Origin of the sequence: Streptomyces sp. WM4235 (assembly GCF_001279725.1) — a bacterium.
Taxonomy (GTDB): Bacteria; Actinomycetota; Actinomycetes; order Streptomycetales; family Streptomycetaceae; genus Streptomyces.
Map to the genome: position 1 here is coordinate 65,405 of NZ_LGDE01000013.1, position 23,909 is coordinate 89,313.

Annotated in this window: 26 protein-coding genes; 13 read left to right on the forward strand and 13 right to left on the reverse strand. The window is 72.1% G+C overall.

From position 1 onward, the window contains the following. Nucleotides 1-36: 36 nt before the first annotated feature. Nucleotides 37-1,263 (reverse strand): DUF1266 domain-containing protein, encoded by a 1,227-nt coding sequence (locus ADK55_RS02775; protein WP_053675630.1) that lies wholly within the window; start codon nt 1,261-1,263, stop codon nt 37-39. Nucleotides 1,264-1,476: 213 nt separating this feature from the next. On the opposite strand from ADK55_RS02775, the gene ADK55_RS02780 reads away from it, so the two are divergent. Further along, nucleotides 1,477-3,366: a C1 family peptidase gene (locus ADK55_RS02780; RefSeq protein WP_053675631.1), complete on the forward strand. Its 1,890-nt coding sequence runs from the start codon at nt 1,477-1,479 to the stop codon at nt 3,364-3,366. Nucleotides 3,367-3,381: 15 nt separating this feature from the next. Further along, nucleotides 3,382-3,726, forward strand: coding sequence for a protease inhibitor I42 family protein (locus ADK55_RS02785; RefSeq protein ID WP_053675633.1), 345 nt, complete (start codon nt 3,382-3,384; stop codon nt 3,724-3,726). Here the strand turns inward: ADK55_RS02785 and ADK55_RS02790 are convergent. After that, nucleotides 3,683-4,888, reverse strand: a complete 1,206-nt coding sequence (locus tag ADK55_RS02790; RefSeq protein WP_053675766.1) for a DUF418 domain-containing protein — start codon at nt 4,886-4,888, stop codon at nt 3,683-3,685. The genes ADK55_RS02785 and ADK55_RS02790 overlap by 44 nt on opposite strands. 234 nt (nt 4,889-5,122) lie before the next feature. Here ADK55_RS02790 and ADK55_RS02795 point away from each other — a divergent pair, with 234 nt between their 5' ends. Both ADK55_RS02795 and ADK55_RS02800 read left to right on the forward strand, forming a co-directional pair. Further along, a complete protein-coding gene (locus ADK55_RS02795) occupies nt 5,123-5,773 on the forward strand; it encodes a GntR family transcriptional regulator (RefSeq protein WP_053675635.1) in 651 nt (216 codons plus the stop codon). Then, nucleotides 5,770-7,152 carry an MFS transporter gene (locus ADK55_RS02800; protein ID WP_234349866.1) on the forward strand — a complete coding sequence of 461 codons (1,383 nt, stop codon included), beginning with the start codon at nt 5,770-5,772 and terminating at the stop codon, nt 7,150-7,152. The genes ADK55_RS02795 and ADK55_RS02800 overlap by 4 nt, the downstream gene beginning before the upstream one ends. Nucleotides 7,153-7,187: 35 nt before the next feature. Here the strand turns inward: ADK55_RS02800 and ADK55_RS02805 are convergent, their stop codons facing one another. Beyond that, nucleotides 7,188-8,012 carry a maleylpyruvate isomerase family mycothiol-dependent enzyme gene (locus ADK55_RS02805; protein WP_053675637.1) on the reverse strand — a complete coding sequence of 275 codons (825 nt, stop codon included), beginning with the start codon at nt 8,010-8,012 and terminating at the stop codon, nt 7,188-7,190. Nucleotides 8,013-8,149: 137 nt separating this feature from the next. Between ADK55_RS02805 and ADK55_RS02810 the strand changes: the two genes are divergently transcribed. Continuing rightward, nucleotides 8,150-8,929, forward strand: a complete 780-nt coding sequence (locus ADK55_RS02810) for a carbon-nitrogen family hydrolase (protein WP_053675639.1) — start codon at nt 8,150-8,152, stop codon at nt 8,927-8,929. Between the two features lie 54 nt (nt 8,930-8,983). Beyond that, nucleotides 8,984-9,388 (forward strand): hypothetical protein, encoded by a 405-nt coding sequence (locus ADK55_RS39460; RefSeq protein WP_234349867.1) that lies wholly within the window; start codon nt 8,984-8,986, stop codon nt 9,386-9,388. A 23-nt stretch (nt 9,389-9,411) separates the two neighbouring features. Here the strand turns inward: ADK55_RS39460 and ADK55_RS02820 are convergent, their stop codons facing one another. Further along, nucleotides 9,412-9,906: an LURP-one-related/scramblase family protein gene (locus tag ADK55_RS02820; protein WP_053675641.1), complete on the reverse strand. Its 495-nt coding sequence runs from the start codon at nt 9,904-9,906 to the stop codon at nt 9,412-9,414. 32 nt (nt 9,907-9,938) lie between these two features. Between ADK55_RS02820 and ADK55_RS02825 the strand changes: the two genes are divergently transcribed. Both ADK55_RS02825 and ADK55_RS02830 read left to right on the forward strand, forming a co-directional pair. Then, on the forward strand, nt 9,939-10,751 hold the full coding sequence (locus ADK55_RS02825; protein ID WP_053675643.1) for a hypothetical protein: 813 nt from the start codon (nt 9,939-9,941) through the stop codon (nt 10,749-10,751). Nucleotides 10,752-10,791: 40 nt separating this feature from the next. Further along, nucleotides 10,792-11,319, forward strand: a complete 528-nt coding sequence (locus ADK55_RS02830) for a DUF4240 domain-containing protein (RefSeq protein WP_053675645.1) — start codon at nt 10,792-10,794, stop codon at nt 11,317-11,319. A 28-nt stretch (nt 11,320-11,347) separates the two neighbouring features. On the opposite strand, the gene ADK55_RS02835 is transcribed toward ADK55_RS02830, so the two are convergent. Both ADK55_RS02835 and ADK55_RS02840 read right to left on the reverse strand, forming a co-directional pair. After that, nucleotides 11,348-11,902 carry a Uma2 family endonuclease gene (locus ADK55_RS02835; protein WP_053675647.1) on the reverse strand — a complete coding sequence of 185 codons (555 nt, stop codon included), beginning with the start codon at nt 11,900-11,902 and terminating at the stop codon, nt 11,348-11,350. 101 nt (nt 11,903-12,003) lie between these two features. After that, complete coding sequence (locus tag ADK55_RS02840; RefSeq protein WP_234349868.1) at nt 12,004-12,726, reverse strand: hypothetical protein; 723 nt, start codon at nt 12,724-12,726, stop codon at nt 12,004-12,006. Between the two features lie 64 nt (nt 12,727-12,790). Between ADK55_RS02840 and ADK55_RS02845 the strand changes: the two genes are divergently transcribed. Beyond that, nucleotides 12,791-14,623, forward strand: coding sequence for an NHL domain-containing thioredoxin family protein (locus ADK55_RS02845; RefSeq protein ID WP_053675649.1), 1,833 nt, complete (start codon nt 12,791-12,793; stop codon nt 14,621-14,623). Nucleotides 14,624-14,678: 55 nt separating this feature from the next. Here the strand turns inward: ADK55_RS02845 and ADK55_RS02850 are convergent, their stop codons facing one another. From ADK55_RS02850 to ADK55_RS02875, 6 genes are all read right to left on the reverse strand, one after another. Continuing rightward, nucleotides 14,679-15,533 (reverse strand): alpha/beta fold hydrolase, encoded by an 855-nt coding sequence (locus ADK55_RS02850; protein WP_053675651.1) that lies wholly within the window; start codon nt 15,531-15,533, stop codon nt 14,679-14,681. A gap of 117 nt (nt 15,534-15,650) precedes the next feature. Then, nucleotides 15,651-16,946 carry a M18 family aminopeptidase gene (locus tag ADK55_RS02855; protein WP_053675653.1) on the reverse strand — a complete coding sequence of 432 codons (1,296 nt, stop codon included), beginning with the start codon at nt 16,944-16,946 and terminating at the stop codon, nt 15,651-15,653. Between the two features lie 100 nt (nt 16,947-17,046). Further along, nucleotides 17,047-17,784 (reverse strand): hypothetical protein, encoded by a 738-nt coding sequence (locus ADK55_RS02860; RefSeq protein ID WP_053675655.1) that lies wholly within the window; start codon nt 17,782-17,784, stop codon nt 17,047-17,049. A gap of 155 nt (nt 17,785-17,939) precedes the next feature. Continuing rightward, on the reverse strand, nt 17,940-19,766 hold the full coding sequence (locus tag ADK55_RS02865) for an acyl-CoA dehydrogenase (protein ID WP_053675658.1): 1,827 nt from the start codon (nt 19,764-19,766) through the stop codon (nt 17,940-17,942). A 244-nt stretch (nt 19,767-20,010) separates the two neighbouring features. After that, nucleotides 20,011-20,361, reverse strand: coding sequence for an ATP-binding protein (locus ADK55_RS02870; RefSeq protein WP_234349869.1), 351 nt, complete (start codon nt 20,359-20,361; stop codon nt 20,011-20,013). 17 nt (nt 20,362-20,378) lie between these two features. After that, complete coding sequence (locus ADK55_RS02875; protein ID WP_053675662.1) at nt 20,379-20,597, reverse strand: hypothetical protein; 219 nt, start codon at nt 20,595-20,597, stop codon at nt 20,379-20,381. A gap of 121 nt (nt 20,598-20,718) precedes the next feature. On the opposite strand from ADK55_RS02875, the gene ADK55_RS02880 reads away from it, so the two are divergent. From ADK55_RS02880 to ADK55_RS02885, 3 genes are all read left to right on the forward strand, one after another. Continuing rightward, nucleotides 20,719-21,477, forward strand: coding sequence for a helix-turn-helix domain-containing protein (locus ADK55_RS02880; protein ID WP_324611164.1), 759 nt, complete (start codon nt 20,719-20,721; stop codon nt 21,475-21,477). Continuing rightward, nucleotides 21,374-21,595, forward strand: a complete 222-nt coding sequence (locus ADK55_RS40640; RefSeq protein WP_324611165.1) for a Scr1 family TA system antitoxin-like transcriptional regulator — start codon at nt 21,374-21,376, stop codon at nt 21,593-21,595. The genes ADK55_RS02880 and ADK55_RS40640 overlap by 104 nt, the downstream gene beginning before the upstream one ends. Before the next feature lie 96 nt (nt 21,596-21,691). After that, nucleotides 21,692-22,156 carry an SseB family protein gene (locus ADK55_RS02885; RefSeq protein ID WP_053675664.1) on the forward strand — a complete coding sequence of 155 codons (465 nt, stop codon included), beginning with the start codon at nt 21,692-21,694 and terminating at the stop codon, nt 22,154-22,156. Nucleotides 22,157-22,294: 138 nt separating this feature from the next. On the opposite strand, the gene ADK55_RS02890 is transcribed toward ADK55_RS02885, so the two are convergent. Next, nucleotides 22,295-22,750, reverse strand: a complete 456-nt coding sequence (locus ADK55_RS02890; RefSeq protein ID WP_053675666.1) for a hypothetical protein — start codon at nt 22,748-22,750, stop codon at nt 22,295-22,297. A gap of 163 nt (nt 22,751-22,913) precedes the next feature. On the opposite strand from ADK55_RS02890, the gene ADK55_RS02895 reads away from it, so the two are divergent. After that, on the forward strand, nt 22,914-23,876 hold the full coding sequence (locus tag ADK55_RS02895; RefSeq protein WP_053675668.1) for a pirin family protein: 963 nt from the start codon (nt 22,914-22,916) through the stop codon (nt 23,874-23,876). Nucleotides 23,877-23,909: the final 33 nt, after the last annotated feature.

Sequence of the window (23,909 nt, forward strand, 5' to 3'; positions counted from 1 at the left end):
TTCGCGTACGACGATCCGATTAACCGAGGTCCCCGCTCACCCCCACGGCAGGTTCACCCAGGGGCTGCCCGGATCGTTCGTCAACTCCCGGTGAACGGTGACCATTTCCTCGTACCAGTGGCCGAACTCCTCCTCGTCGAACTGCATGCACCGACCGAGGACGAACCCGGCGGACAGCTCCTCCCATGAGCGGTACGCCAGCCGGCAGGCCTTCCCCGCCCGGACGACGGCCCGCTCGGTCTCCTCCAGGGTCCCGAAGCGGGCGCCGAGTCCCCAGCGGGCCATCTGGGAGGCCCGCCCGAAGTCCCACGCCTCGACGGAACGGACGTACGCGCCCCCGCTGAGCACCCCGTCGGCCCGCAGGCGCTGCTCGTAGCGGGCGATCCGGCCGATGACCCGCTGGAGGCCCGCGATCTCCCCCTCCACCTCGGCGGTGGGCCGGGGCCGCGCGACGGTCACCCCGTCGGGGGTCAGCTGCGGCTCTGCGGCCCGGTCCGCGTTGGCCCGCAGGGTGGAGGCGGTGGCGTGGCGCCAGTGCTCGATGTCCACCGGCCCGGCGAACTCCTTGGTCAGGGCGACGCGCACGCGCAGCGCGAACTCCCAGACCGGGCTGACCACGTCGGCGTTCAACAGCCGCTCGGTCATGACGTGCCACTCCTCGCGGGTGGTGACGCCCCAGGACTCCCGGAGCTTCTCCCGCTCCAGGGAGTAGCCCTGACCGTGGTAGGCGAGCGCGTTCCAGAACGTCCCGGCGCGCACCGACAGGTGCGCGCCGCAGGCCAGCCCGAAGGCGACGGGCCCGCGCAGGGGGCCGCCGAGGTGCAGGGCGTGGACCTTGTCGCGTTCCAGTCCGGTGTAGTCGCGCGGGCGCCGCTCCACGTGGAACTTCCAACTCGCCGCGTGCGCGGGCGAGATCGGCAGGAACACCTCGAAGGGGGTGCCCGGGTTGACGGCCAGGTAGGGGACCGCGCCCGACGGATAGCAGTCGGCGAACCAGTCGAGGCTCGCGATGTCGAAGACCAGGTCGGGGGTGGGCACGGGCAACATGCCCTCGGTGAAGGCGATGTAGGCGTGCGCCTGGACCTGCGGGAACCAGGTCCGCTCGGGCCGGACCTGGGTGGGATGGGCGTCGAGGAACGCGCGGGACTGCGGGACCAGGAGGCGGGCCCGCGCCAGCACGTCGAGGAGACCCGGCCAGTTCCCCGCCGCCCTCGCCTCGTGCAACTCTCGTTCGATGACGCTCGGCGCGGTCCAGGTCCCCATGCGGAAACCCTAGCGGGGTCCCCGGGCGGGCCGGCCGGCCCGGTTCCCGTCCGCCCGGCGGGTCGCCGCGCGCACCCCCGTCCGCCTCCCGGGGCGTACGACCCCCGTGCCACCGCGCGACCTCGCGGACCCCCTTGACGCCCCCCGCCGGCAGGGAGACGCTCCCGGGTCTCGCTCGCATCCGTACGGGCGACCGCACACTGGGGGGCCGGTATGCCGCAGGAGTCTGTCCGGACGGCGGGGGAGTTGCGGGCGCGGCTCGCGGAACGGGGGGCGCGCTGGTCGGTGACCGAGCACCTGGCCGACACGGAGCGCGTGCCGCGCGCCGCCCTGGGGCTGGAGCCGGGGGCGAACCTGACCTCCGCCGAGGAGGCGGGGACCGTCGATCTGCGGGGGCTGATCGGGCGGGTCAGCGGCAATCCGCACCTCACCCGGCGCAGGGCCGCGCACGGCCTGCTGCCCGGGGCCGGGGGGTCGCCGGCGGGGGCCCGGCCGGCCGCCGTGGACTGGCGGAGCCGGTGGGGGTGGCCCTGGCTCACGAAGGTGAAGGACCAGAACCCCTGCGGGTCGTGCTGGGCCTTCGGGGCGGCCGGGCTGGTGGAGTCGATGGCCCGGATCGAGCACGACGTGTGGGCGGAGCGGTCCGAGGGGGACGTGCACGACGGGCTGAAGTTCACCTGCGGGCAGGGCTCCAACCCGGAGACCGCCCTGGACTGGATCACCACCCACGGCGGGCTCGCCGACCCGGACTGCTGGCCCTACTCCACGCCCCCGCCCGGCCTGCCCGCCGAGCGGCGCGAGGCCTGGGGGGCCGAGTACACGCCGAGTTGGGACCGTTCGGGGCGCACGGTGCGCGTCACCGAGTACGTGCGCCTGGGCGACACGGAGCAGCAGAAGGTGTGGCTGGACACCGTCGGCCCGCTGACGGCCTGCTTCGACGTGTACGACGACTTCTTCGGGCTCGGCGCGGGCGTCTACCACCGCACCAGCGACCGACTCGCGGGCGGGCACTGCGTGTTGATCGTCGGCTACGACGACGCGGCCGGCTGCTGGCTGTTCAAGAACTCCTGGGGGACCGGCTACCACGTCGGCGGCTACGGCCGCATCGCCTACGGCGAGGTCGACATCGACCGCTGGGCCAAGTGCGGGCTGCGTGACACCAACATCGACCCGTGGAGCAAGCGCCGCCTGCACACGGGCAACGTGTACGAGAGCGGCAACGGCCGCGCCCACCGCAACTTCGAGCTGCTCGCCGGCACCGGCGCGGGCGCCCTGCGGCACTGGTGGCGCGAGGGTGACGCGCCGTTCGCCTGGTCCCGGGCCGGCACCTTCGCCGCGGACGCCTCGGGCCAGCCCGCCTTCACCGGCACCACCTACAACCGGAACATGGAGTCCCTGCACGTCACCACGGGCGGCCGGCTCCGCCACTGGTACTACGAGCAGTCCGGCGGCGCCTGGCGCGACGGCGGCGCCTTCGGCCCGGGCGACGCGGCGGTCGGCTCGACCCCGGCGTTCATCCAGAGCGACTACGGCAAGCCGGGCAACTTCGAGGTGGTCGTGCGGACCGCCGACGGCCGGCTGAACCACTGGTGGCGGATCAACGGCGCGCCCTGGACCTGGAACGACGGCGGCCGGTTCGCCTCCGGCATCGCCCACTACGGTCCGGCGCTGGTCCAGACCCGCGGCCGGCACCTCGACCTGGTCGCGGCCCGCGACGACGGCCGAATGCAACTGTGGTGGCGCGACGACCCCAACGGCTTCGTCTGGCGCGCCGGCGAGGTCTTCGGCAGCGGGATCGTCTCCGCGCCGTGCCTGATCGAGGGCCAGTACGGGGCCGTCGACGAGGACACCGCCGGGAACTACGAGTTGTGCGCCGTCGCCGAGGGCGGCCGGGTCGAGCACTGGTGGCGAGGGAACGCCGCGGGGGCCGCCTGGACCCGCGGCGCGGTCTTCGGACACGACGCGCTGGCCGTCACCGGGATGCTCCAGGGCAGTTTCGGGTTCAACCTGGAGGTCATCGTCCTGCGCACCGACCGCCTCCTCCAGCACTACTGGCGCGACGGCGCGGGCTGGCACGAGGGGCCGGTGATCGGCCCGGCCTGAGAGGGGGCCGCGCGGATGGAGGTACGGAGCATCGTGCTCGCGCCGGGCGAGACGTACGAGCTGCGGCTGACCGGGCGCGGGGCGCGCGGATACGTGTGGACCTGGCAGGTCGGCGGCGACGCGGACGCGGTCTCGGTGACGCAGCCGGACGGGCCCGGGCGGGCGCAGACCCCACCGCTGCCGGGGGCGGCGGTGGAGCGGGTGTACCTGGTGCGGGGGATCGGCGCGGGCGGCCGGGCCCGGGTGCGGTTCGCCCAGGTCCGGCCGCCGTACCCGCAGGAGGCCCCGTACGACGAGTTCCTGTTGGAGGTGGAGGTCAGCGACCGCCCGTCCCGCTCGGCCGGGACCGGCGGGGCTTGAGGGCCCACTGTTGGACGGCTTCGAGCGGGCCCCGCTCGAAGCGGCGCAGCCACAGGGCGGAGCCGGCCACCAGGGTGAGGGCGACGCCCGCCCACAGGCCCATCACCCACCAGGGGCCGGTGCCCGCGAGGCGCCCGGTGAGACCCAGGCCGAGGCCGTAGCAGAGCAGGACGCACAGCAGGTTCTGGGCGACGTAGCAGGACAGGGCGGTGCGGCCGACCGAGCCGAGGGCGCCGGTCACGGCGGCGGGGACCCGCAGGCGGTCCAGGGCGATGCCGATCAGCCCCATGTAGCCGACGGCGATGAGCGGGGCGACGGCGTAGCGGCCCAGGACGAAGAACGCGTCGCCGCCGAGCACGGCGGCGATTCCCGCCGGCATGCCGAGCCCCAGCCCCCAGGCGGCCATCCGGCCCCGGATCCGACGGCCGTCGGCGGTCGGGGCGAACGCGCCCGCGCGGTGCAGGCGGACGCCCAGCAGGAAGAGGAACACGAGCAGGCCGAAGCTGAAGACGGGTTCGATGCGCAGTATCGCCGCGTGCTGGAGGCGGAAGGCGATCTGTTCCGCCCAGGTGCCGTCGGCGTACAGCGCGACCGTGTCCGGGTGGGGCTCCGTCGGGGTGCCTTCGGGTCCGGCCGCGGAGGCGACCGTCACCAGGGCCACCAGCGCCAGGTGCGTTCCGCCGGCCACCCACATCGCGCGCCGCCGGACCTTCTCGGAGCGGGCGAGCAGCCAGGCGACGAGGAGCGCGGTGACGGCGTAGCCCATCAGCACGTCCCAGGCGAAGATCAGCAGGAAGTGCAGGGTCCCTTCGAGGAAGAGGAAGGCGGCCCGCCGCCAGTACCGGCCGGGCCAGGGGGCGCCCCGGCGCGCCGCGGAGTCGTACTGGATGGCCAGGCCCACGCCGAACAGGATCGTCAGCAGGGCCAGGAACTTGCCGTCGGCGAGGAAGCGGAAGAGCGTCTCGGCCAGGTGGGCGGGGGTGGGGTCCGCGAGGACGTCGGGGCTCCCCGGGCCGCCTTGGACGACACCCCATTCGGAGCCCGGCGAGGCGAAGATCCACACGTTGGTCATGAGCGTGCCGAGGATCGCGGCTCCGCGCAGGACGTCGAGGAGGGGGAGCCGGGTCGTCGTCACCGGCGGTGCGAGCAGGGTCTCGGACATGACTCCAGCGTCTCGGCGGACGGGGCGGCGCACGTCCTGCGGGTGAACGAAGCCGGGGTACATCCTTCGATGCAGCGAACGGGCCGTCGCCTCCTCCCCGCCCCCGCGCCTCCCCTCCTCCCCGATGTCCGGACGTGCTGTCCGGATGCGCTGTCCGGATGCGCTGTCCGGACGTGCTGTCCGGATGCTGGACGCGGAAGGTCGTTGCATCGTTCATGTATCTATCCTGTGCGCATGCCATCAGCAGCCACCGCCGTGACCGCCGCCGACCGCGTCTACCGACACGTCAAACAGGGTGTCCTGGACCGCCGCTTCGAAGGCGGCCTCCTGCTCACCGAGGGCGAGGTCGCCGAGGCCGTCGGCGTGTCCCGCACACCGGTGCGCGAGGCGCTGCTGCGGCTGGAGACCGAGGGGCTGCTGAAGCTGTACCCGAAGAAGGGCGCGCTGGTGCTGCCGGTCTCCGTACAGGAGATCGCGGACGTCATCGAAACCCGGCTGCTGGTCGAGGAGTTCACCGCCCGCAAGGCCGTGCCCGCCCCGCCGGCCCTGCTGGACCGGCTCGCCGCGCTCATCGAGGAGCAGCGCCGGCACGCCGCCGAGGGCGACCTGGTCGCACTGATGGCCGCGGACCGGGGCTTCCACGCCGAGATCGTGCGCCACGCCGGCAACCAGATCCTGTGCCGGCTCTACGACCAGCTCCGCGACCGCCAACTGCGCATGGGCGTGGCCCTGTTGCACGCCCACCCCGAACGGGTGGAGCGCACGCTCGTCGAACACACCGAGATCCTCGACGCGTTGCGCTCCGGGGACGCGGACACGACCGCCGCCGCCGTACGGGCGCACGTGGGCCGCGTCGAGGCGCTGGTGCGGGGGGACGCGCGATGAGCGCCCCCGTGCCCGCCCCGCGGACCGCGGCCCTGCCCCTCGATCCCCCCGGCGGGCGGAAGGCCGTGGCCGTCTGGTCGATCGGCGTCGCCGTCTACTTCGTCGCGGTCATCTTCCGTACCAGCCTGGGGGTCGCCGGCCTCGAAGCCGCGGACCGCTTCCACGTCAACGCGTCGGCGCTCTCGACGTTCTCGCTGCTCCAACTGCTGGTGTACGCGGGCATGCAGATACCCGTCGGCCTGATGGTGGACCGGCTCGGCACCAAGAAGGTGCTGACGCTCGGCGCGGTGCTGTTCACCGCCGGGCAGATCGGCTTCGCCCTGTCCCCCTCCTACGGGACGGCGCTGGCCGCGCGGGCCCTGCTCGGCTGCGGTGACGCGATGACGTTCATCTCCGTGCTGCGGCTCGGGACCCGCTGGTTCCCGGTGCGGCGCGCGCCCCTCATGGCGCAACTGGCCGGGCTGGTCGGCATGGCCGGCAACCTGGTCTCCACGCTGGTGCTCGCGCCCGTGCTGCACGGCGTCGGCTGGGTGGCCGCCTTCGCGGGCAGCGCGGTGGCCGGACTGATCGTGCTGGTCCCGCTGACGCTGTTCCTGCGGGACCAACCCGACGGCCACGCGCCCACCGCGGTGACCGTCACCGGGACGCCGGGCACGGGCGGGTTCGTACGCCGCCAGATCGCCGCGTCCTGGCGGGAGCCCGGCACCCGGCTCGGGCTGTGGGTGCACTTCACCACCCAGTTCCCGGCCATGGTGTTCCTGCTGCTGTGGGGCATGCCGTTCCTGGTGGAGGCACAGGGGCTGTCGCGGACCACCGCGGGCGGGCTGCTCACCCTCGTCGTCGCCGCGAACATGGGCTTCGGGCTGATCTACGGCCGGCTCGTCGGACGCCGCCAGTCCGCACGGATCCCGCTGGCGCTGGGCACGGTGGGGGTGACGGCCCTGCTGTGGGCGTCGGTCCTGGTGTACCCGGGCGACCGGGCCCCCATGTGGCTGCTGGTCGTCCTGTGCGTGGTGCTCGGCACCTGCGGACCGGCCTCGATGATCGGCTTCGACTTCGCCCGTCCGGCGAACCCGGCCGAACGGCAGGGAACGGCCTCCGGGATCACCAACATGGGCGGCTTCCTCGCCTCGATGACCACCTTGCTCGCGGTCGGCGTCCTGCTCGACGCCACCGGCGACAACTACCGGATCGCCTTCTCGTCGGTGTTCTTCCTGGAGGTGCTGGGCATCACCCAGATCCTCCGACTGCGAGGGAGGGCGCTGGCCCGCGAACGGGAACGCGCCCAGGAGCGCCGACCCGTCGTCGCGGCCCCTTCCGGCGAGCCCGACCCGTCACACCCCTCGGGTCCCGTCGCCCCGGCGTCCGCGTCGGCGTGAGCCGTACGGGGCCACGGGATCACGGGATCAACAGGTCAGGGGGTCACGGGGAAGTGCGCCAGGATGGCGTCCGCGAGGTCGGGGTCGCCCTCGACCTTCACCCGGTCGGCGACCGCGCGCGGCCGTACCCGGCCCCCCGCGAGGCGGACGTACGTCTCCCAGTCCATCGTCAGCGTCACGGCCGGCCCCAGCGACGGCGACTTGTCCAGGGTCCCCTGCCCGGCCGCGTCCACCCGTACCGTCCGCATGAACTCCAGCACGCCGTGCACGTCCAGCACCACGGCGGAGTTCGCGGGCGCCCCCGCCTTCTTCGCCACCACCTTCGGCAGCCCGGCCAGCAGCATGTCCCGTGCCACGTACGCGCCCGGCGAGTCCCAGTTGCCCGGCGCGCCCAACGCCGCCCGCAGATCCTGCTCGTGCATCCACACGTCGAACGCCCGCAGCCGCAACGCCTGCTCCAGCGTCACCTGCTCGCCCAGCGGCCCGCGCACCATCGTGGCCGGGTCCCGCTTCTCGTTGCGCAGCTGCCGCGCCCGACGGATGACGGTGTACTCCAGCTCCGAGGTCATCTCCGGCGCGGTGTGGTGGCGCCGCACGTCAACCTGTACTTCCATGTACCGGGTGAACTCGTCCACCACGTGCCGCAGATCCCGCGGCAGCGTGTGGATCGGCCGGGGGTCGCCGAGCTGCTCGCACTCGATGCCGATGACGTGTGACACCACGTCACGGACGGACCAGCCGGGGCACGGGGTCGCCCGGTTCCACTCCCCCTCGGGCAGGGGAAGGACCAGCTCGGATATCGCCTCGATGGAGTGGGTCCACGCGTCGGCGTAGGGCTGAAGGCTGGGATGGACGGTCAACGGGACCCCTCGCGTGCTGTTCAGTGGCGCGTTGTGGACTATTCCCAAAACTACGCTGCCGGTGAGCACCCCGGCAGTGCTTTCGTGTGACGATCGTAGGCCCGAGTCGAGGGCTACAAGTCCAGGACGGTGGTAGTGTGCGCGCCTCTTTGATTCAAATCGCGGTGAACGACGGGGAGTCGGTGTCCTCCCGGCGGACGCGGGTGGCCGACCTCGTACGGGAGCAGAGCGGCTCCGACCTCGTCGTGCTGCCCGAACTGTGGACGGTCGGGGCGTTCGCCTACGAGCAGTTCGAGACCGAGGCCGAGCCGATCGACGGCCCCACCTACGAGGCGATGTCCAAGGCCGCGCGCGACGCCGGGGTCTGGTTGCACGCCGGCTCGCTGGTGGAACGCGCGGGCGACGGCTCGCTCTACAACACCGCCCTGGTCCTCTCCCCGGCGGGCGAGCTGGCCGCGACCTACCGCAAGATCCACCGCTTCGGCTTCGACCAGGGCGAGGCGGTGCTGATGTCCCCCGGCGACTCCCTGACCACGGTGGCCCTGCCGGAACAGACCCTCGGCATCGCCACCTGCTACGACCTACGCTTCCCGGAGCTGTTCCGGGGCCTGGTCGACGCCGGGGCGACGACGATGGTAGTGGTCGCCGGGTGGCCGGCCCGGCGCCGCTCCCACTGGACGCTGCTGAACCGGGCGCGGGCCGTGGAGGACCAGTCGTACGTCCTGGCGTGCGGGCTGACCGGCACCCACGCGGGCGTCGAGCAGGCCGGGCACAGCCTGGTGGTGGACCCGTGGGGCGAGGTCCTCGCGGAGGCGGGAACCGGCGAGGACGTGCTCACGGTGGAGCTGGACCCGGCGAAGGTCGCCGAGACCCGCGAGCAGTTCCCCGCGCTCAAGGACCGCCGGATGGGACGCTAGGCCGTCCCGTCAGGGGGTAGGCGTGGATCGACACCGACAGGAAGCGGGCGTGGCGTGCTGGAAACGGACGGGAACGAGAGCGGGCGGGACGGCGCCGAGGGCGCCGGGGCGGCGGTCGAGGACGCGCGGGACACCGAGGCCGTGATCGAGGCGGCCCTGGAGCCCCACGACCCCTCGGCCGGGGAGGTCGCGGCCCGCGACCGGGTCCGCGCCCGGGCGGAGGGCATGGCCCACCACGAGGCCGCCGCCGCCCTGGAGGCGGCCCTGAAGGCCGCCGGCGACCTGTCGCGGGCGGACGCCCCGACCCGGGCGGCCGTCGCGGAGTGGCAGCGCCTCACCGACCACCTCCTCGACCACGGAGGCCCGTACAGCACCGGGTCGGACGCCTACGTGCAGGGACAGCTCACCGCCCGGGACAGCCACCGGCACGACCGGGTGACCGGACGGTCGTCGGGGTAGGCGTCCCGGTTGCGGCGGCCCCGTCAGTCCTCGTCCCGTTCCTTCTCGGCCATCCGGATCACGCAGACCGCGACGGCGATCAGCAGGGCCGCGTCCGCGTCCTCCCGGACCACGTCGACGGCGTACGTCTCGCGGACCCGGTACCACTGGCGGGAGATCAGCGCGAGCAGTTCCCCGTCGTACTCGACCTTGAACTCGCGGTCGAGGATCCGGCCGCTGACGTCGACCTCGGTGCCCTCGGCCAGCGTGACGCGGTAGTGGTTGCGCAGCAGCGAGAGGCGCTTGCGCCGGATCACGGCGAGGCGCCGCTCGTCGCGCTCCAGGGTCATCGCGTCGCGGAAGGCGAACCACTTCTCCCGCAACGTGATCAGGATGTGCCCGTCCGGGTCCTTCAGCTCCAGGGTGTCCCGCAGGTGCAGCGCTTTCCCGTCGACGAGGAAGGCCTGCCGGCCGTCCTCGTCCTCGATCCAGTAGTCGTCGCCGATGGCGAGCACTTTGTCCCGTACGAGGTATTTCATGCGCTGATCCGTGCCCGCGATAGGTTGCGGGCATGCCTCTGCTCTTCGTGACCGACCTGGCGTACCCGGCGCGCGGCCGCCGCTACTGCGACGAGGACATATTCCTCACCTCCCGGCTCCGCGAGCACTTCCCGCTCGCCCTGTGCCATCCGCTGGACGCGGAGCGGCTGATGCCCGGCTTCGACGCGGTCGTGGTCCGCAACAGCGGCCCGGTCCTGCACCACCAGGCCGCGTACGACTCCTTCCGCGCCGCCGCGACGGCCGCCGGGACACGGGTCTACAACCCGCTGACCGGCCGCGGTGACATGGCCGGCAAGCAGTACCTGCTCGACCTGACCGAGGCCGGCTTCCCGGTGATCCCCACCGTCGACGACCCGGCGCTGCTGCACCGGCTGCCGTCGGTGCCCTCGTACGCGGTGAAGCCCAAGCAGGGCGCGGACTCCATCGGGCTCACCTTCACCGCCGACCCGGGCTCGGTGACGGCCGGCGAGTTCCTGATCCAGCCGCGCGTCGACTTCGCGTACGAGGTGTCCTTCTACTTCGTCGACGACGCCTTCCAGTACGCCCTGTACGCCCCGGACCCGGCCCGCCGCTGGGAGTTGGAGCGCTACGAGCCCACCGCGGCGGACCTGGACTTCGCCCGGTCCTTCATCGCGTGGAACACCCTCGCGCACGGCATCCAGCGCGTGGACGCCTGCCGCGCCCCCTCGGGGGAACTGCTGCTGGTCGAGCTGGAGGACCTGAACCCGTACCTGTCCCTGGACCTGCTCCCGGAGCCGGTCCGGGAGTCCTTCGTGACGGCCCTCGTGGCCTCGCTCAAGACCTTCACGGAAGCCGGCGACTGAGGTCGGACCGGCTGTCAGACCCGGGTGCCAGGCTCCTCCCATGGACAAGCAGACCTTCTGGAAGCTGATCGAGACGGCCCGCGCGGACGCGGGGGACGACGGGGTGGCGCGACGGGCGTCGGAGCTCCTCGCCGCGTACCCGCAGGGGCGGATAGCCGCCGCCCAGCAGGTGGTGTGGGACCTGCTGGCGGAGTCCTACCGGGCGCCGCTCTGGGCCGCCGCGTACCTGATCAACGGTGGCTGCTCCGACGACGGTTTCGACTACTTCCGCGGCTGGCTCCTCACCCAGGGCGAGGCGGCCTTCACGGCCGCCCTGGCCGACCCCGACTCCCTGGCGGACCACCCGGAGGTCCGCGCGGCGGCCTCGGCGGGCGAGGAACTGTGCGACGAGGAGGCGCTCTCCATCGCCTGGACCGCGTACGGGATCGCCACGGGCCGGGAGCTCCCGGCGGACTCCTTCACGATCAGCTACCCGACCCTGGACCCGGACTGGTCCTTCGACTTCGACGACACCGCGCAGACCGACGCCCGCCTGCCCCGCCTGAGCCTCCTGCTCGCCTCGGCGTGACCCGCAGGCGTGTCCTGCCGGCGGGGTCCTACAGTCCGGTGGTGTCGAGTTCGAGGTCGAACGGCTCCGGCAGCCGCACCGGCGTCCCGAAGGGGTGGGGGCCGTCGGTCCGCGTGTAGCCGAGCCCGCCCGGCTCGGAGAAGACGGTGACGGTCTTCTCCACCCGGTCGACCAGCAGGTACAAGGGCGCGCCGTACTCGGCGTACCGCTTGCGCTTGACCACGCGGTCGGTCTCCGCGTTGGACTCCGAGGTCACCTCGACGATCAGGAGCGTCTGGTCGGGGACGAGAGCCTTGCCGCCTTGCGCCAGATCATCAGGAACCACCGCGATATCGGGGATGTACCAGTTGGACGATCCCGGCAGATCGAGGTTGCCGGAGCCTTCCACACAACCGAGTTCGTCCACCCTCCCCTCGATCTGGCGACGGACGATCTTCGCGGCGCGCTCGTGGTCCCAACTCGGTGTCACTTGCGTGATGATCCCTTCGACGATCTCCGTTCGGTCACCGCTGTGGTGCCGGATCGCGTACTTCAGCGCGTGCTCGGGGTCGATGCCCCGGCCGTAGTCGTGCGCGGTGGTCATGCCGGATGCCTCCTTCGCCGTGCGGCCAGCGTGCCACGGAGGACCTTGCCCCGTCGTCACCCGCGCGGGTGTTCCCGGGCGGGGGTGAACCGCCTCGGTCGTCAGTCGCCGATCTGGTGTTCCACGCGGTGGCGGATGTACTCGTCCGGATGGGACCGGGCCGTGGCCACCGCCGTGTCCACCAGGTCGTGCAGCTCCGGCGGGTAGGCCGACTTGCGCAGCGGCAGGCCGGGCAGGACGCAGCGCCGGACGTCCAGGTGATCGTTGGCCACGAACTCGCGCAGGGCGGCCTCGTTCCACTCGACCACCACGGCCGAACCATCCTCCGTCCCACGGGCGGCTCCGGGGTTCTCCGCCCGCACGGGCGGCAGCCGCAGCAGGGACACGTTCGACCAGTACCAGGCTCTCGCGGCGCCCGCCCGCTCGGTATTCGTGCCGGTCCTCAGGTACCCGAGCAGCGCGGATTGGACGCGCCCGCGTCCGAACGCGCTCAGAGCCGGCTCGACGAAGCCACGGTTGGCGCTCGGGTTGGGATCGTGGACGGCTGCCTTCAGGAGTGTGTCGAAGGCTTCCTCGGAGAGGACCATGCCGTCATCGCAAGCCTCGCGCAACGCTGCCCTGGCCCGCTGCTCCCAGGTCAGCGGCCCACCGGGCCCGGCCTCGGGGCCGACGGCGAGCCCGAGGACCCGGACGACCTCCGCCAGGCACCCGGCGAACGGCTCCCGCCCGTCCTCCGTGCGATCCGGCAGCGCCATGAAGCTCCGTGCCGTCGGCGCCGTGCTCTCGGCGGTCGTGGCAGTCGTCTCGTTCTCGTCCGCGGTCATCCGTCGTTTCCCCCCGCCGTGCGCGTGTGATCCGACGTTCATATCAGGATGGCAAGCTTGAAGCATGAACGATGCCGTCCCGGCGCCCACCCCCGCGCCCCGCCGCAGTGCCCGACTCCGTGCCCCCGAGCTGATCGGCAAGGGCGGCTGGCTGAACACCGGAGGCAAGGAGCTCACCCTTGCCGACCTGCGAGGACGCATCGTCGTTCTCGACTTTTGGACCTTCTGCTGTGTGAACTGCCTGCACGTGCTCGACGAGCTGCGGGAGCTGGAGGAGAAGCACCGGGACACCCTGGTGATCATCGGTGTGCACTCGCCGAAGTTCGTGCACGAGGCCGAGCACACCGCCGTCGTCGACGCCGTCGAGCGCTACGGGGTGCACCACCCCGTGCTCGACGACCCCGAGCTGGCCACCTGGAAGCAGTACGCCGTCCGGGCCTGGCCCACGCTCGTCGTGATCGACCCCGAGGGGTACATCGTCGCCCAGCACGCCGGCGAGGGCCACGCCCACGCCATCGAGCGGCTGGTCGTGGAGTTGGAGGCCGAGCACGAGGGCAAGGGGACCCTGCGGCGCGGTGACGGGCCGTACGTGGCGCCCGAGCCCGTGGCGAGCGATCTGCGGTTCCCCGGGAAGGCGCTCGTCCTGCCCTCCGGGAACCTGCTGGTGTCCGATTCGACGCGGCACCAGCTCGTGGAGCTGGCCCCGGACGGGGAGAGCGTCGTACGGCGCGTCGGCAGCGGCGCGCGCGGTTTCGGGCCGGACGCCTTCAGCGAGCCGCAGGGTCTCGCGCTGCTGCCCGACGGGCGGGTGGTCGTCGCGGACACCGTCAATCACGCGCTGCGGACCTTCGACCCGGAGAGCGGGGTCGTGGAGACCGTCGCCGGGACCGGCCGGCAGTGGTGGCAGGGTTCGCCCACCTCCGGACCCGCCCTGGACGTGGACCTGTCCTCGCCGTGGGACGTGGCCTGGTGGCAGGGCAAGGTGTGGATCGCGATGGCCGGCGTCCACCAGCTGTGGACCTGGGACCCGGAGTCCGGCACGGTCGAGCTCGCCGCCGGCACCACCAACGAGGGGCTGGTGGACGGGCCGGCCGCCGAGGCCTGGTTCGCGCAGCCCTCCGGGCTGGCGGCCACCGAGGACCGGCTGTGGATCGCGGACTCCGAGACCAGCGCGGTGCGTTACGTCCACCGCACCGACACCGGTTACGCGATCACCTCCGCCGTCGGCACCGGCCTCTTCGACTTCGGTCACCGCGACGGCCCCGCCGGGCAGGCGCTGCTCCAGCACCCGCTCGGGGTGACCGCGCTGCCCGACGGCTCGGTCGCGATCTGCGACACCTACAACCACGCCCTGCGCCGCTTCGACCCGGCGACGGGCGAGGTCACCACGCTGGCGACGGACCTGCGCGAGCCCAGTGACGCGGTGCTGGTCGGCTCGGACATCGTGGTCGTCGAGTCGGCGCGGCACCGGCTGACGCGGCTGCGGCTGCCGGAGGAGGCGGTACGGGTGGACGCGGTCGCGCACCGCACGCGGCGGGCGGCGACCGAGGTGGCCCCCGGCCGGTTGCGCCTCGACGTGGTGTTCCAGGCGCCGAGCGGGCAGAAGCTCGACACCCGCTACGGCCCCTCGACCCGGCTGCTGGTCTCCTCGACCCCGCCGGAACTGTTGGCGGGGGGCGAGGGCCCGGGCAGTGACCTGTTCCGCGAGCTGGAGTGGAACCCGGACGTCTCCGAGGGCGTGCTGCACGTCTCGGCGATGGCGGCGTCCTGCGACGACGACCCGGCCAACGAGTACCCGGCCTGCCACGTCCACCAGCAGGATTGGGGCGTGCCGGTGAAGGTCACCGCCGGTGGCGCGGACCGTCTGCCGCTGGTCCTCGCCGGGATGGACGACTGATCCGAGGCCCGGCCTCGCGGGACGGACGTCCGTTCCCCGGGCCCGGGCCTCGCGGTCAGGACTTCAGCAGTACGTCGAGCAGCCGGTCCGCGAACGCGGCCGGCCGCTCGACGCAGCCGACGTGTCCGCCGGGGAACTCGGCTAGCCCGACGCCGAGTCGGCGCGCCAGCGCCTCGGCCGGGCGTCGCAGGAGCAGCCCGCGCGAGTCCTCGCCGGCCGCCGGGACCAGCCGGTCGGCGTGCGGGGCCAGTGCGTCGAGGTCGGGCAGGTGCCCGGTGAACTGGCGCAGTTGGTGTTCGAGGAAGAACGGCGCGTTCGCCGACATCCGCCGGAACACCTCCTCCGGCGGCGGGGTGTGCGCGGCGGGGGCGCGGCGTTCGCCCCCGGCGGCGTCGCCCTCCGTACCGCCCCCGGCGTCGCCGCCGCCCGTGCCCGCCGCCATCACGGCCATCGCGGCCTCGACGCCGCGCTCGCGGTGGGCCTCCACCACCGAGGCGAAGAAGCTCCGCTGCTCGGCGGCGTCCGGCAGCAGTTCCACCAGCGGCGGTTCGTGCGCCACCACCCGTCGTACCAGGGTCGGGTGGCGCTGGAGCAGGTCCACGGCGACGATCGCGCCGGCGCTGATGCCGAGGACGTACGCCGGTTCATCGGTGACCGCGGCCAGCAACAGGGCGGCGTCGTCGGCCTGTTCGGCCGGGCTCTGGTCGTCGGGCGGTCCGTCGAGTGGGCTGCGCGTGGTGCCGCGCGGGTCGGGGGCCACGACCGTGAAGTGGTCGGCGAGGGTGTCGGCGAGGGGGTCCCACACGGCGGCGTCGGCGCCGCCCCCGGGCAGGAGCAGCAGGGCGGGACCGGAGCCGCGGGTCTCGTAACGGAGGGTGGCGCCGGGGACCTTGAGCGTGTGGACGTGCATGGTGCCGCAACCTTTCCTAGGGCTTCTAGGTTGCAACCTAGCTCTTCTAGGGTCACGGTGCACGGCAAAAACCCCGCCCCGGACAGGTCCGGGACGGGGTCGTGGAGCAGGGGGCGGTCAGCCCTCCAGGAACGCCACCAGGGCATTGGCCAGCAGGAACGGGTCGTCCGCGCCGCACAGTTCACGGGCGCTGTGCATCGACAGGATCGCCACGCCGATGTCCACGGTCTGGATCCCGTGCCGGGCGGCCGTGATCGGGCCGATCGTCGTGCCGCAGGGGATGGAGTTGTTGGAGACGAAGGTCTGCCACGGCACCCCGGCCCGCTCACAGGCGTCCGCGAAGACCGCCCGTCCGCTGCCGTCCGTCGCGTACCGCTGGTTGACGTTGACCTTGAGGATCGGGCCGCCGTTGGCACGCGGGTGGTGCGTCGGGTCGTGCCGCTCCGCGTAGTTGGGGTGCACGGCGTGCCCGGTGTCCGAGGACAGGCAGACGGTGCCGGCGAAGGCCCGCGCCCGGTCCTCGAACGTGCCCCCGCGCGCGAAGACGGAACGCTCCATCACGTTGCCCAGGAGCGGGCCGTCCGCGCCGGTGTCCGACTGCGAGCCGCTCTCCTCGTGGTCGAACGCGGCCAGGACCGGGATGTGGTCCAGGGGCTTGTCCGAGCGTGCCGCCGCGGCCAGCGCCGCGACGCCCGCGTGGACCGAGATCAGGTTGTCCATGCGCGGTCCGGCGAGCAGTTCGCGGTCGCGGCCCAGGTAGGAGGGCGCCTCGATGGAGTGGACCATCAGGTCCCAGCCCGCCACCGAGCCCTGCGGCAGGCCCTCTTCCTCCTCCAGGAACGCGATCAGGTCGCCCTCCCGGACCTCGCCCAGACCCCAGATCGGCTGCATGTGCCGCTGCTTGTCGAGCTTGAGGCCGTCGACGTTCACCGACCGGTCCATGTGCACGGCCAGTTGCGGGACGCGCAGCAGCGCGCGGTCCACGTTCACCAGGCGCTCGGTGCCGTCGCGCAGCGTCAGCCGCCCGGCCAGTCCGAGGTCCCGGTCCAGCCAGGTGTTGAGCAGCGGGCCGCCGTAGACCTCGACGGCGATCTGACGCCACCCCTGGGAACTCATGTCGGGGACGGGCTTGACCCGCAGGTTGGGGGAGTCGGTGTGCGCGCCGACGATGCGGAACGGGGTGTGCGCGGCGGCACCCTCCGGCACGTACCAGGCGACGATCGCGCCGCCGCGGAGCACGAACCTGCCTCCCGAGCCCGCGTCCCAGGCGTCCGTTTCCGACACCTGCCGAAACCCGGCCTCCTCCAACCGCGCCGCGGCGTTGGCCACGGCGTGGTACGGCGACGGACTCGCCGTCAGGAAGGTCTTCAGATCATCGGTGTGGCCGCGATCGAAGCGGGTGGGAGAGCTCATGTGGTTCACCTAACGACGGTCGTGTTCGCCTTGGCCGGGCTGCGGCGGATGGCAAGGGGTCGGGGCGGCGCGGGATGTGTGGTCCGCGGTCCCGTGGTCCTCAGCCCGGCGGACGCTCGAATCTGCGCTGCAACTGCCGCCGCTCACCCCGGCGGATGCGCGGGAGCATCTCGGGGGTCTGCGCCGGTCGCTGCGCGCGTCTTCTGCGTCCGGCGCAGAAGATACAGGCCTCGCCCGGCGGGGCGTCGGGGTCGATCGGCGCCTCGGGGTGCTCGGAGCATCCCGAGGCGTTCCGCGGCCGGGACAGTTCCCGGGCCACGATGAAGGCGCGGTGCAGGTCGTCCGCCATCCGCACGAACTCCTCCGGCGGGGAGGAGAGACCCAGGTGGAAGCGCCGGTCCTCGATCGTGCGGAGGAAGGCGCGCAGCGCGTCGTGGGTGTACGGAGGGTCCGGGACGGGATACCCGAGCCGGCGCTGTTCCCCGGCGGCGGGCGCGGCGCCGGCGGTCCGGCCGCCCTGGCCGCGCAGTCCGAGGCGCCGCCGGTCGTTGCAGATCAGGCAGCGGCCCCAGCCGTCGGGGGCCTCGGGGTCGAGGGCGCCGTTGGGGTGCTCGGGGCAGCCGGTGTAGCTCTTGGCGGGCGCCAGCCCGGACGCCGTCTGGAAGGCGATGTAAAGGGCGTCGGCGACGCCGTCGTACTCGGCGGGGTGGGCGCCGTCGTACAGCTCCCGCATGTGGTCGCCGAGGCTGCCCAGGGTCGCCTGCAGCTCCTTGAGGGCGTACGGCCGCCCGGTCGGGACGGAGTACCCCCTGCTGCCGTGCTGATCCTGTGGGCTCATGCCTACGAGCGTGCCATGAACGACCGACAACGGAAGAACGGCCCCGTGAAAACGGCGCGGGCCGGACCCCGTGACGGGATCCGGCCGTTGCCGCTACGTACACCGCGTACAGCTGTGGGGGGCCTCGGGGCCTGGGCCCACGTTGACGACAGGACCTAGAAGGCGGCCTCGTCGAGCTCCATGAGGGTGTTGTCCACCGACTCGGCCAGCGCGCGCTGGACCGAGACGCCGGGGAGGACCTCCGCGGCGAAGAACTTCGCGGCGGCGATCTTGCCGGTGTAGAAGGGGACGTCCTTCGCGGAGGCCGTCGCCAGCTTCTCGGCGGCCACGGCCGCGCCCTTGAGCAGCAGGTATCCGACGACCACGTCGCCGGAGGCCATCAGCAGGCGGGTGGTGTTCTGGCCGACCTTGTAGATGTTCTTGACGTCCTCGCCGGTGGCGGTGAGGTCCACGATCATCTGGCCGACGATGGCCTCCAGGTCCACGGCGGCCTTGGCGAGCGCGTCGCGGGCCGGGGCGAGGTCGTCGCCGCCGACGGCCTCGGCGAGGAACTTCTTGATCGTCTCGGAGAGCACGTTCAGGGAGGCGCCCTGGTCGCGCACGATCTTCCGGAAGAAGAAGTCCTGGCCCTGGATCGCCGTGGTGCCCTCGTAGAGGGTGTCGATCTTGGCGTCCCGGATGTACTGCTCGATCGGGTATTCCTGGAGGTAGCCGGAGCCACCGAAGGTCTGCAGCGACTGTGCGAGCTGCTCGTACGACTTCTCCGAGCCGTAGCCCTTCACGATCGGCAGGAGCAGGTCGTTCAGGCCGATGAGCGCGGACGCGTCCTCGCCGGCGGCCTGCTTGACCTGGATCTCGTCCTGGACGGAGGCGGTGTACAGCACGAGGGCGCGCATGCCCTCGGCGTACGCCTTCTGCGTCATGAGCGAGCGGCGCACGTCGGGGTGGTGCGTGATGGTGACCTTGGGGGCCGTCTTGTCCATGAAGTTGGCCAGGTCCGGACCCTGCACGCGCTCCTTGGCGTACTCCAGGGCGTTCAGGTAGCCGGTGGAGAGCGTGGCGATGGCCTTCGTGCCGACCATCATGCGGGCGAACTCGATGATCATGAACATCTGGCGGATGCCGTCGTGCTTGTCACCGATCAGCCAGCCCTTGGCGGGGTGCTGGTCGCCGAAGGTCATCTCGCACGTGTTGGACGCCTTGAGGCCCATCTTGTGCTCGACGTTCGTCGCGTAGACGCCGTTGCGCTCGCCCAGCTCGCCGGTCTCCCAGTCGAAGTGGAACTTCGGGACGAGGAAGAGCGACAGGCCCTTGGTGCCCGGGCCGTGGCCCTCGGGGCGGGCGAGGACGTAGTGGAGGATGTTCTCCTCCATGTCGTGCTCACCGGAGGTGATGAAGCGCTTGACGCCCTCGATGTGCCAGGAGCCGTCGTCCTGCTGCACGGCCTTGGTGCGGCCGGCGCCGACGTCCGAGCCGGCGTCCGGCTCGGTGAGGACCATGGTGGAGCCCCAGCGCTTCTCGACCGCGATCTCGGCGACCTTCTTCTGCGCCTCGTTGCCCTCTTCGTAGAGGATGCCGGCGAACGCCGGGCCGGAGGAGTACATCCAGACGGCCGGGTTCGCGCCCAGGATCGTCTCCGCGAAGGCCCAGATGAGCGAGCGGGGCGAGGTGGTGCCGCCGATCTCCTCGGGCAGGCCCAGACGCCAGTACTCGGAGTCCATGAAAGCCTTGTAGCTCTTCTTGAAGGACGCCGGGACGGGCGCGGTGTTCGTGGTCGGGTCGAAGACCGGCGGGTTGCGGTCGGCGTCCTCGAAGGAGGCGGCCAGCTCATTCTCGGAGAGCTTGGTCATCTCGCTGAGGATGGTCTTGGCGGTCTCGGTGTCCATCTCACCGAACGGGCCGGTGCCGTACAGCTTGTCGCGGCCGAGCACCTCGAAGAGGTTGAACTCGATGTCGCGGAGATTCGACTTGTAGTGCCCCATGGCGACGGCTCCGTTAAGGCTCGGGGAGACAGGTTCCTCGTACATACCAATCGGTAACGTCATGATGCTACCCGTCGGTAATAACAAGCAACCCCTTACCGGTGACTGTGACCAGCATCAAGCCAGAGTGACTGGAGTGCCGCCGGAATCCCAGACCCGTGCGGGGCCGGGATCTCGGGCGCCGGGCGGGTCCGGGGAGGCCGTCGCGGGGCGGGTCCGCGGGGGTGGGTCCCCGGGGCGGGGGCTACGGGGGCGGGAGTTCGGCCCAGACGGTCTTGCCGCTGTACGGGCCGGGGCGCACGCCCCAGCGGGCGGCGACGGCGTCGAGCACGGCCAGGCCCCGACCGCCCTCGTCCTCCTCGCTCGCCCGGCGCAGGACCGGCCACAGGCGGGGGTCGGGGTCGCTGACCTCCACCCGGGTGCGGCCGTCGGCCGTGCGGGTGATGGCGAGCGTCACGGGGGTGCCCTCGCCGACGTGCACGATCACGTTCCCGACCAGCTCGCTCACGCAGAGCTGGAGATCGTGGCAGGGCGCGTCCACGTGCGCCCGCACGGCCCGCCGCAACGCCGACAGCTCCTGCGGCACCGCGAGCACCCCGGCACGGAACGGCCTCACCGGCGCGGGGCCCGGTTCAGGGCGGCGGCGAGGGCGCGGGCGGTGGCCGGGTTGCACGGCCCGAGGGCGAGCAGCGGTGGCGGGGTGCGGTGGGTCGCGGCGTAGGAGGGGAGGTGCAGGTCGAGGGAGGGGAGCGTGATCCCGTGCGCGATCAGCGCGCTTCGGAGCTCGGTCAGTGCCTCGATGGCGAGGCGGTCGCCGGCGTGGTCGCTCATGGGGGGCATCCGTTCCTGTGCGGAGTGTGCGGAGTGTGACGAAGCCCTCACAGGCTGGGGTCGCGGTGCGTACCGTGGGAAGGGTTTGTATTCGCCTACGCGAGGTGTGGAAGGGGTGGGGGTGCCCGCATCCAGGGAGATCGATGGGGCGGCCGAGGTTCCCGAGTTCTACGGCAAGGAACTCCGGTGGCAGCGCGAGAAGGCTGGTCTGACCCTTGAACAGACTGTGCGGGGTTGCTTCTACTCGGTGAGCTTTCTCAGCGAGATCGAGCGGGGTCGGCGCCGCATGCCGGAGGATCTCGCGCAGCACGTGGACAAGGTGCTGGAGACGGACGGGTTCTTCGCCCGCTGCTGTGCGGACGTGAGGAAGGCCCGCCGGCACATCCACGGCCGCTACTTCGCAGAGGTCTTGGAGATGGAGGCCCGTGCATCGGACATCGTCGAATGGGCGCCCACACTCATACCGGGTCCTCTGCAACTGGAGCCGTACATCGAGGCGGTGGTCTACGCGGCGCATCCCCAGGCGACGCAGGACGTGCTGAACGAGCGGATCAGGACGCGCAGGGAGCGGGCGTGGGTCATGGAGGACGCCGAGGGGCCCGTCTCGTGGGTCGTCCTGCACGAGTCGATCATTCAGCAACCGATTCTGGGATACGGCGACATGGCGGAGCAGCTCGCCCATGTCGCGGCCGTCGCCCGGCGTCGCCAATTCGTGCCGCAGATCCTTCCCTGTCGACGCGGGGGCGCACCCGTTCATGAGCGAGTCCACGTGGCTGATGGAGTTCAGCGGCGCTCCTCCGGTGATGTACACGGAGAGCATGTACACCGGTCAGGTGATCGAAGAGCCGGGGACGGTGAAGCAGTGTCGCAACGCCTATGACCGCTTGAGGGCCGCTGCGTTGCCGCCCGAACTGTCCCTGCGGCTGATCGAGTCGGCTGCGGCGGACTACCGGAACGGCAAGCGGCCGCGAGAGTTCTCCTCGCGGCTCACGGTGTAGGCCGACATGCAAGGCTGTCGGCCGGGGAGCTGTCCGGCTGACGGTGGTGGCCGGTACCGGCGGGTACGGCGTCGGGCGCTCGGTAGGGTGGGCCGCATGTACGGCTACGACCAGACTCCGGGCGCCCAGCAGCAGGGCTATGCGCAGCAGCCCCCGCCCCAGCAGGGCTACGCGCAGCAGCCGCCGCTGTACCCCGAGCCCTCGCCGCCGTCGCTCGCCGACGCGGTGCGGGCCTTCACGACCGGGTCCCTGTCCGCCGAGGACTTCCAGCAGATCTTCGCGACGTCCAAGGTCTACTGCCCGCGCGGTGACACCCCGGGCTTCCTGGCGCTGCACAACACGCAGCAGCCGGTGATCCCCATGTTCACCACGCTCAAGGAACTGCGCCAGTACGCCGGCAAGGAGTCCAAGTACTTCGTGATCACCGGTGCCGAGGTGATCGATCTGCTGCCGACCGGCTACGGATTCGTCCTCGACATGGAGGGCGACCACCGGATGGTGTTCGACGCGAAGGCCGTCGAGCAGATGGTCGACTTCGCGATGCGCCGGATGTACGGCTAGTCCGGGCCCTCCCCACGCGGCACACGGCTCTCCCCGCACCTCGCATCGGCCCGTCCCGGCACCGCCGGGGCGGGCCGATGTCGTCGCGGGTCGGTGTGTACCGGCTCGGGCGCGACCCGGTTCGGGCGCGGCGCGGGTTCAGGCGCGGTCGGCTCGGGCGCGGTGCGTCCGGCGGCGCCAGGCGAGGGCGGCGGCGGTGCCCAGCAGGAGCGCGGGTACGGCCCAGGCCCAGAGCACGTCGAGGTCCGGGCGGTGGGCCAGGCTCTGCCGAACGCCGGCGAAGGCGACGACCAGGGCCACGTAGCCCGTGCCCTCGCCGCCCTCGGTGACCGCGGCCCAGCGGAGCAGCAGGCAGCCGACGAAGCAGAACGCGCTCCAGGTGGCGAGGTACGCCCACGGGGAGCCGGGCTGCGGCGACAGCGGCATGCCGGTCGATGCCCAGCGGAAGGCGGCGTAACCGGCGCCGAAGAGGCAGGCCGCGGTGACGAGGGACCAGAGGACCGCGGAGAGCACGGACGATGTGCGGCGCTCGTCGCGCTCGTCGCTGCCGACGTTCTCGGCGTGCTGGTTGCTGTTCCAGTCGATGTCGTCCATGCGGTGGCCCCTTCGGTCGGTCCTCGTCCCCTGTCCGGTGGAAAGACTCGGGTCAGGGGCTCTGGGTTGACGCGGGAATGACATCGGGTGGCGCGCTGTTCTGCGAGGTGTGGCAGAAAGTTCGAGTTTCAACTAAACTCGACGCCAGAAGGAGGTTCCGACCATGCCTGCAGTGACTGTGGAGAACCCGTTGACGCTCCCCCGCGTCGCGGAGCCCGCCCAGGAGACCGCCGCCCGCAAGGTGCTGGCCGTCACGACCGCCCCGGGTGGTTTCGAGGGCGAGGGGTTCCCGGTGCGCCGCGCGTTCGCCGGGATCAACTACCAGTACCTCGACCCGTTCATCATGATGGACCAGATGGGCGAGGTGGAGTACGCGCCGGGCGAGCCGAAGGGCACCCCCTGGCACCCCCACCGCGGCTTCGAGACCGTCACGTACCTCATCGACGGAACCTTCGTCCACCAGGACAGCAACGGCGGCGGCGGAGTCATCAACGGGGGCGACACCCAGTGGATGACCGCCGGTTCGGGCCTCCTGCACATCGAGGCCCCGCCGGAGTCCCTCGTCGTCTCGGGCGGGCTCTTCCACGGCCTCCAGCTGTGGGTGAACCTCCCGGCCACCGACAAGATGATGCCCCCGCGCTACCAGGACATCGGCGGCGGCCAGGTCCAGTTGCTGTCCACCCCGGACGGCGGCTCGCTGCTCCGCGTGATCGCCGGTGAACTGGACGGCCACGAGGGCCCCGGCATCACCCACACCCCGATCACGATGATCCACGCGACCATCACCCCGGGCGCGCAGATCACCCTGCCGTGGCGCGAGGACTTCAACGCCCTCGCCTACGTACTGGCCGGGCGCGGCTCGGTGGGCCAGGACCGCCGGCCGATCCACAAGGGCCAGACGGCGGTGTTCGGCGAGGGCGGTTCCCTGACCGTCCGCGCGGACGAGTCCCAGGACTCCAACGCCCCGGACCTGGAGGTCGTCCTGCTCGGCGGCCGCCCGATCCGTGAGCCGATGGCGCACTACGGTCCGTTCGTCATGAACAGCAAGCACGAACTCCAGCAGGCCTTCGACGACTTCCAGGCCGGCCGCCTGGGCACCGTCCCCACGACGGCGCGCACCCGCTGACCGACCGCCCCACGCGGTCACCCCACGACGAAG

Coding starts and splice junctions, on each gene's coding strand:
- ADK55_RS02775 (WP_053675630.1), bottom strand. CDS start 1,263: ATGGGGACCTGGACCGCGCCGAGCGTCATCGAACGAGAGTTGCACGAG.
- ADK55_RS02780 (WP_053675631.1), top strand. CDS start 1,477: ATGCCGCAGGAGTCTGTCCGGACGGCGGGGGAGTTGCGGGCGCGGCTC.
- ADK55_RS02785 (WP_053675633.1), top strand. CDS start 3,382: ATGGAGGTACGGAGCATCGTGCTCGCGCCGGGCGAGACGTACGAGCTG.
- ADK55_RS02790 (WP_053675766.1), bottom strand. CDS start 4,888: ATGTCCGAGACCCTGCTCGCACCGCCGGTGACGACGACCCGGCTCCCC.
- ADK55_RS02795 (WP_053675635.1), top strand. CDS start 5,123: ATGCCATCAGCAGCCACCGCCGTGACCGCCGCCGACCGCGTCTACCGA.
- ADK55_RS02800 (WP_234349866.1), top strand. CDS start 5,770: ATGAGCGCCCCCGTGCCCGCCCCGCGGACCGCGGCCCTGCCCCTCGAT.
- ADK55_RS02820 (WP_053675641.1), bottom strand. CDS start 9,906: ATGAAATACCTCGTACGGGACAAAGTGCTCGCCATCGGCGACGACTAC.
- ADK55_RS02825 (WP_053675643.1), top strand. CDS start 9,939: ATGCCTCTGCTCTTCGTGACCGACCTGGCGTACCCGGCGCGCGGCCGC.
- ADK55_RS02830 (WP_053675645.1), top strand. CDS start 10,792: ATGGACAAGCAGACCTTCTGGAAGCTGATCGAGACGGCCCGCGCGGAC.
- ADK55_RS02835 (WP_053675647.1), bottom strand. CDS start 11,902: ATGACCACCGCGCACGACTACGGCCGGGGCATCGACCCCGAGCACGCG.
- ADK55_RS02840 (WP_234349868.1), bottom strand. CDS start 12,726: ATGACCGCGGACGAGAACGAGACGACTGCCACGACCGCCGAGAGCACG.
- ADK55_RS02845 (WP_053675649.1), top strand. CDS start 12,791: ATGAACGATGCCGTCCCGGCGCCCACCCCCGCGCCCCGCCGCAGTGCC.
- ADK55_RS02850 (WP_053675651.1), bottom strand. CDS start 15,533: ATGCACGTCCACACGCTCAAGGTCCCCGGCGCCACCCTCCGTTACGAG.
- ADK55_RS02855 (WP_053675653.1), bottom strand. CDS start 16,946: ATGAGCTCTCCCACCCGCTTCGATCGCGGCCACACCGATGATCTGAAG.
- ADK55_RS02860 (WP_053675655.1), bottom strand. CDS start 17,784: ATGAGCCCACAGGATCAGCACGGCAGCAGGGGGTACTCCGTCCCGACC.
- ADK55_RS02865 (WP_053675658.1), bottom strand. CDS start 19,766: ATGGGGCACTACAAGTCGAATCTCCGCGACATCGAGTTCAACCTCTTC.
- ADK55_RS02875 (WP_053675662.1), bottom strand. CDS start 20,597: ATGAGCGACCACGCCGGCGACCGCCTCGCCATCGAGGCACTGACCGAG.
- ADK55_RS40640 (WP_324611165.1), top strand. CDS start 21,374: ATGGAGTTCAGCGGCGCTCCTCCGGTGATGTACACGGAGAGCATGTAC.
- ADK55_RS02885 (WP_053675664.1), top strand. CDS start 21,692: ATGTACGGCTACGACCAGACTCCGGGCGCCCAGCAGCAGGGCTATGCG.
- ADK55_RS02890 (WP_053675666.1), bottom strand. CDS start 22,750: ATGGACGACATCGACTGGAACAGCAACCAGCACGCCGAGAACGTCGGC.
- ADK55_RS02895 (WP_053675668.1), top strand. CDS start 22,914: ATGCCTGCAGTGACTGTGGAGAACCCGTTGACGCTCCCCCGCGTCGCG.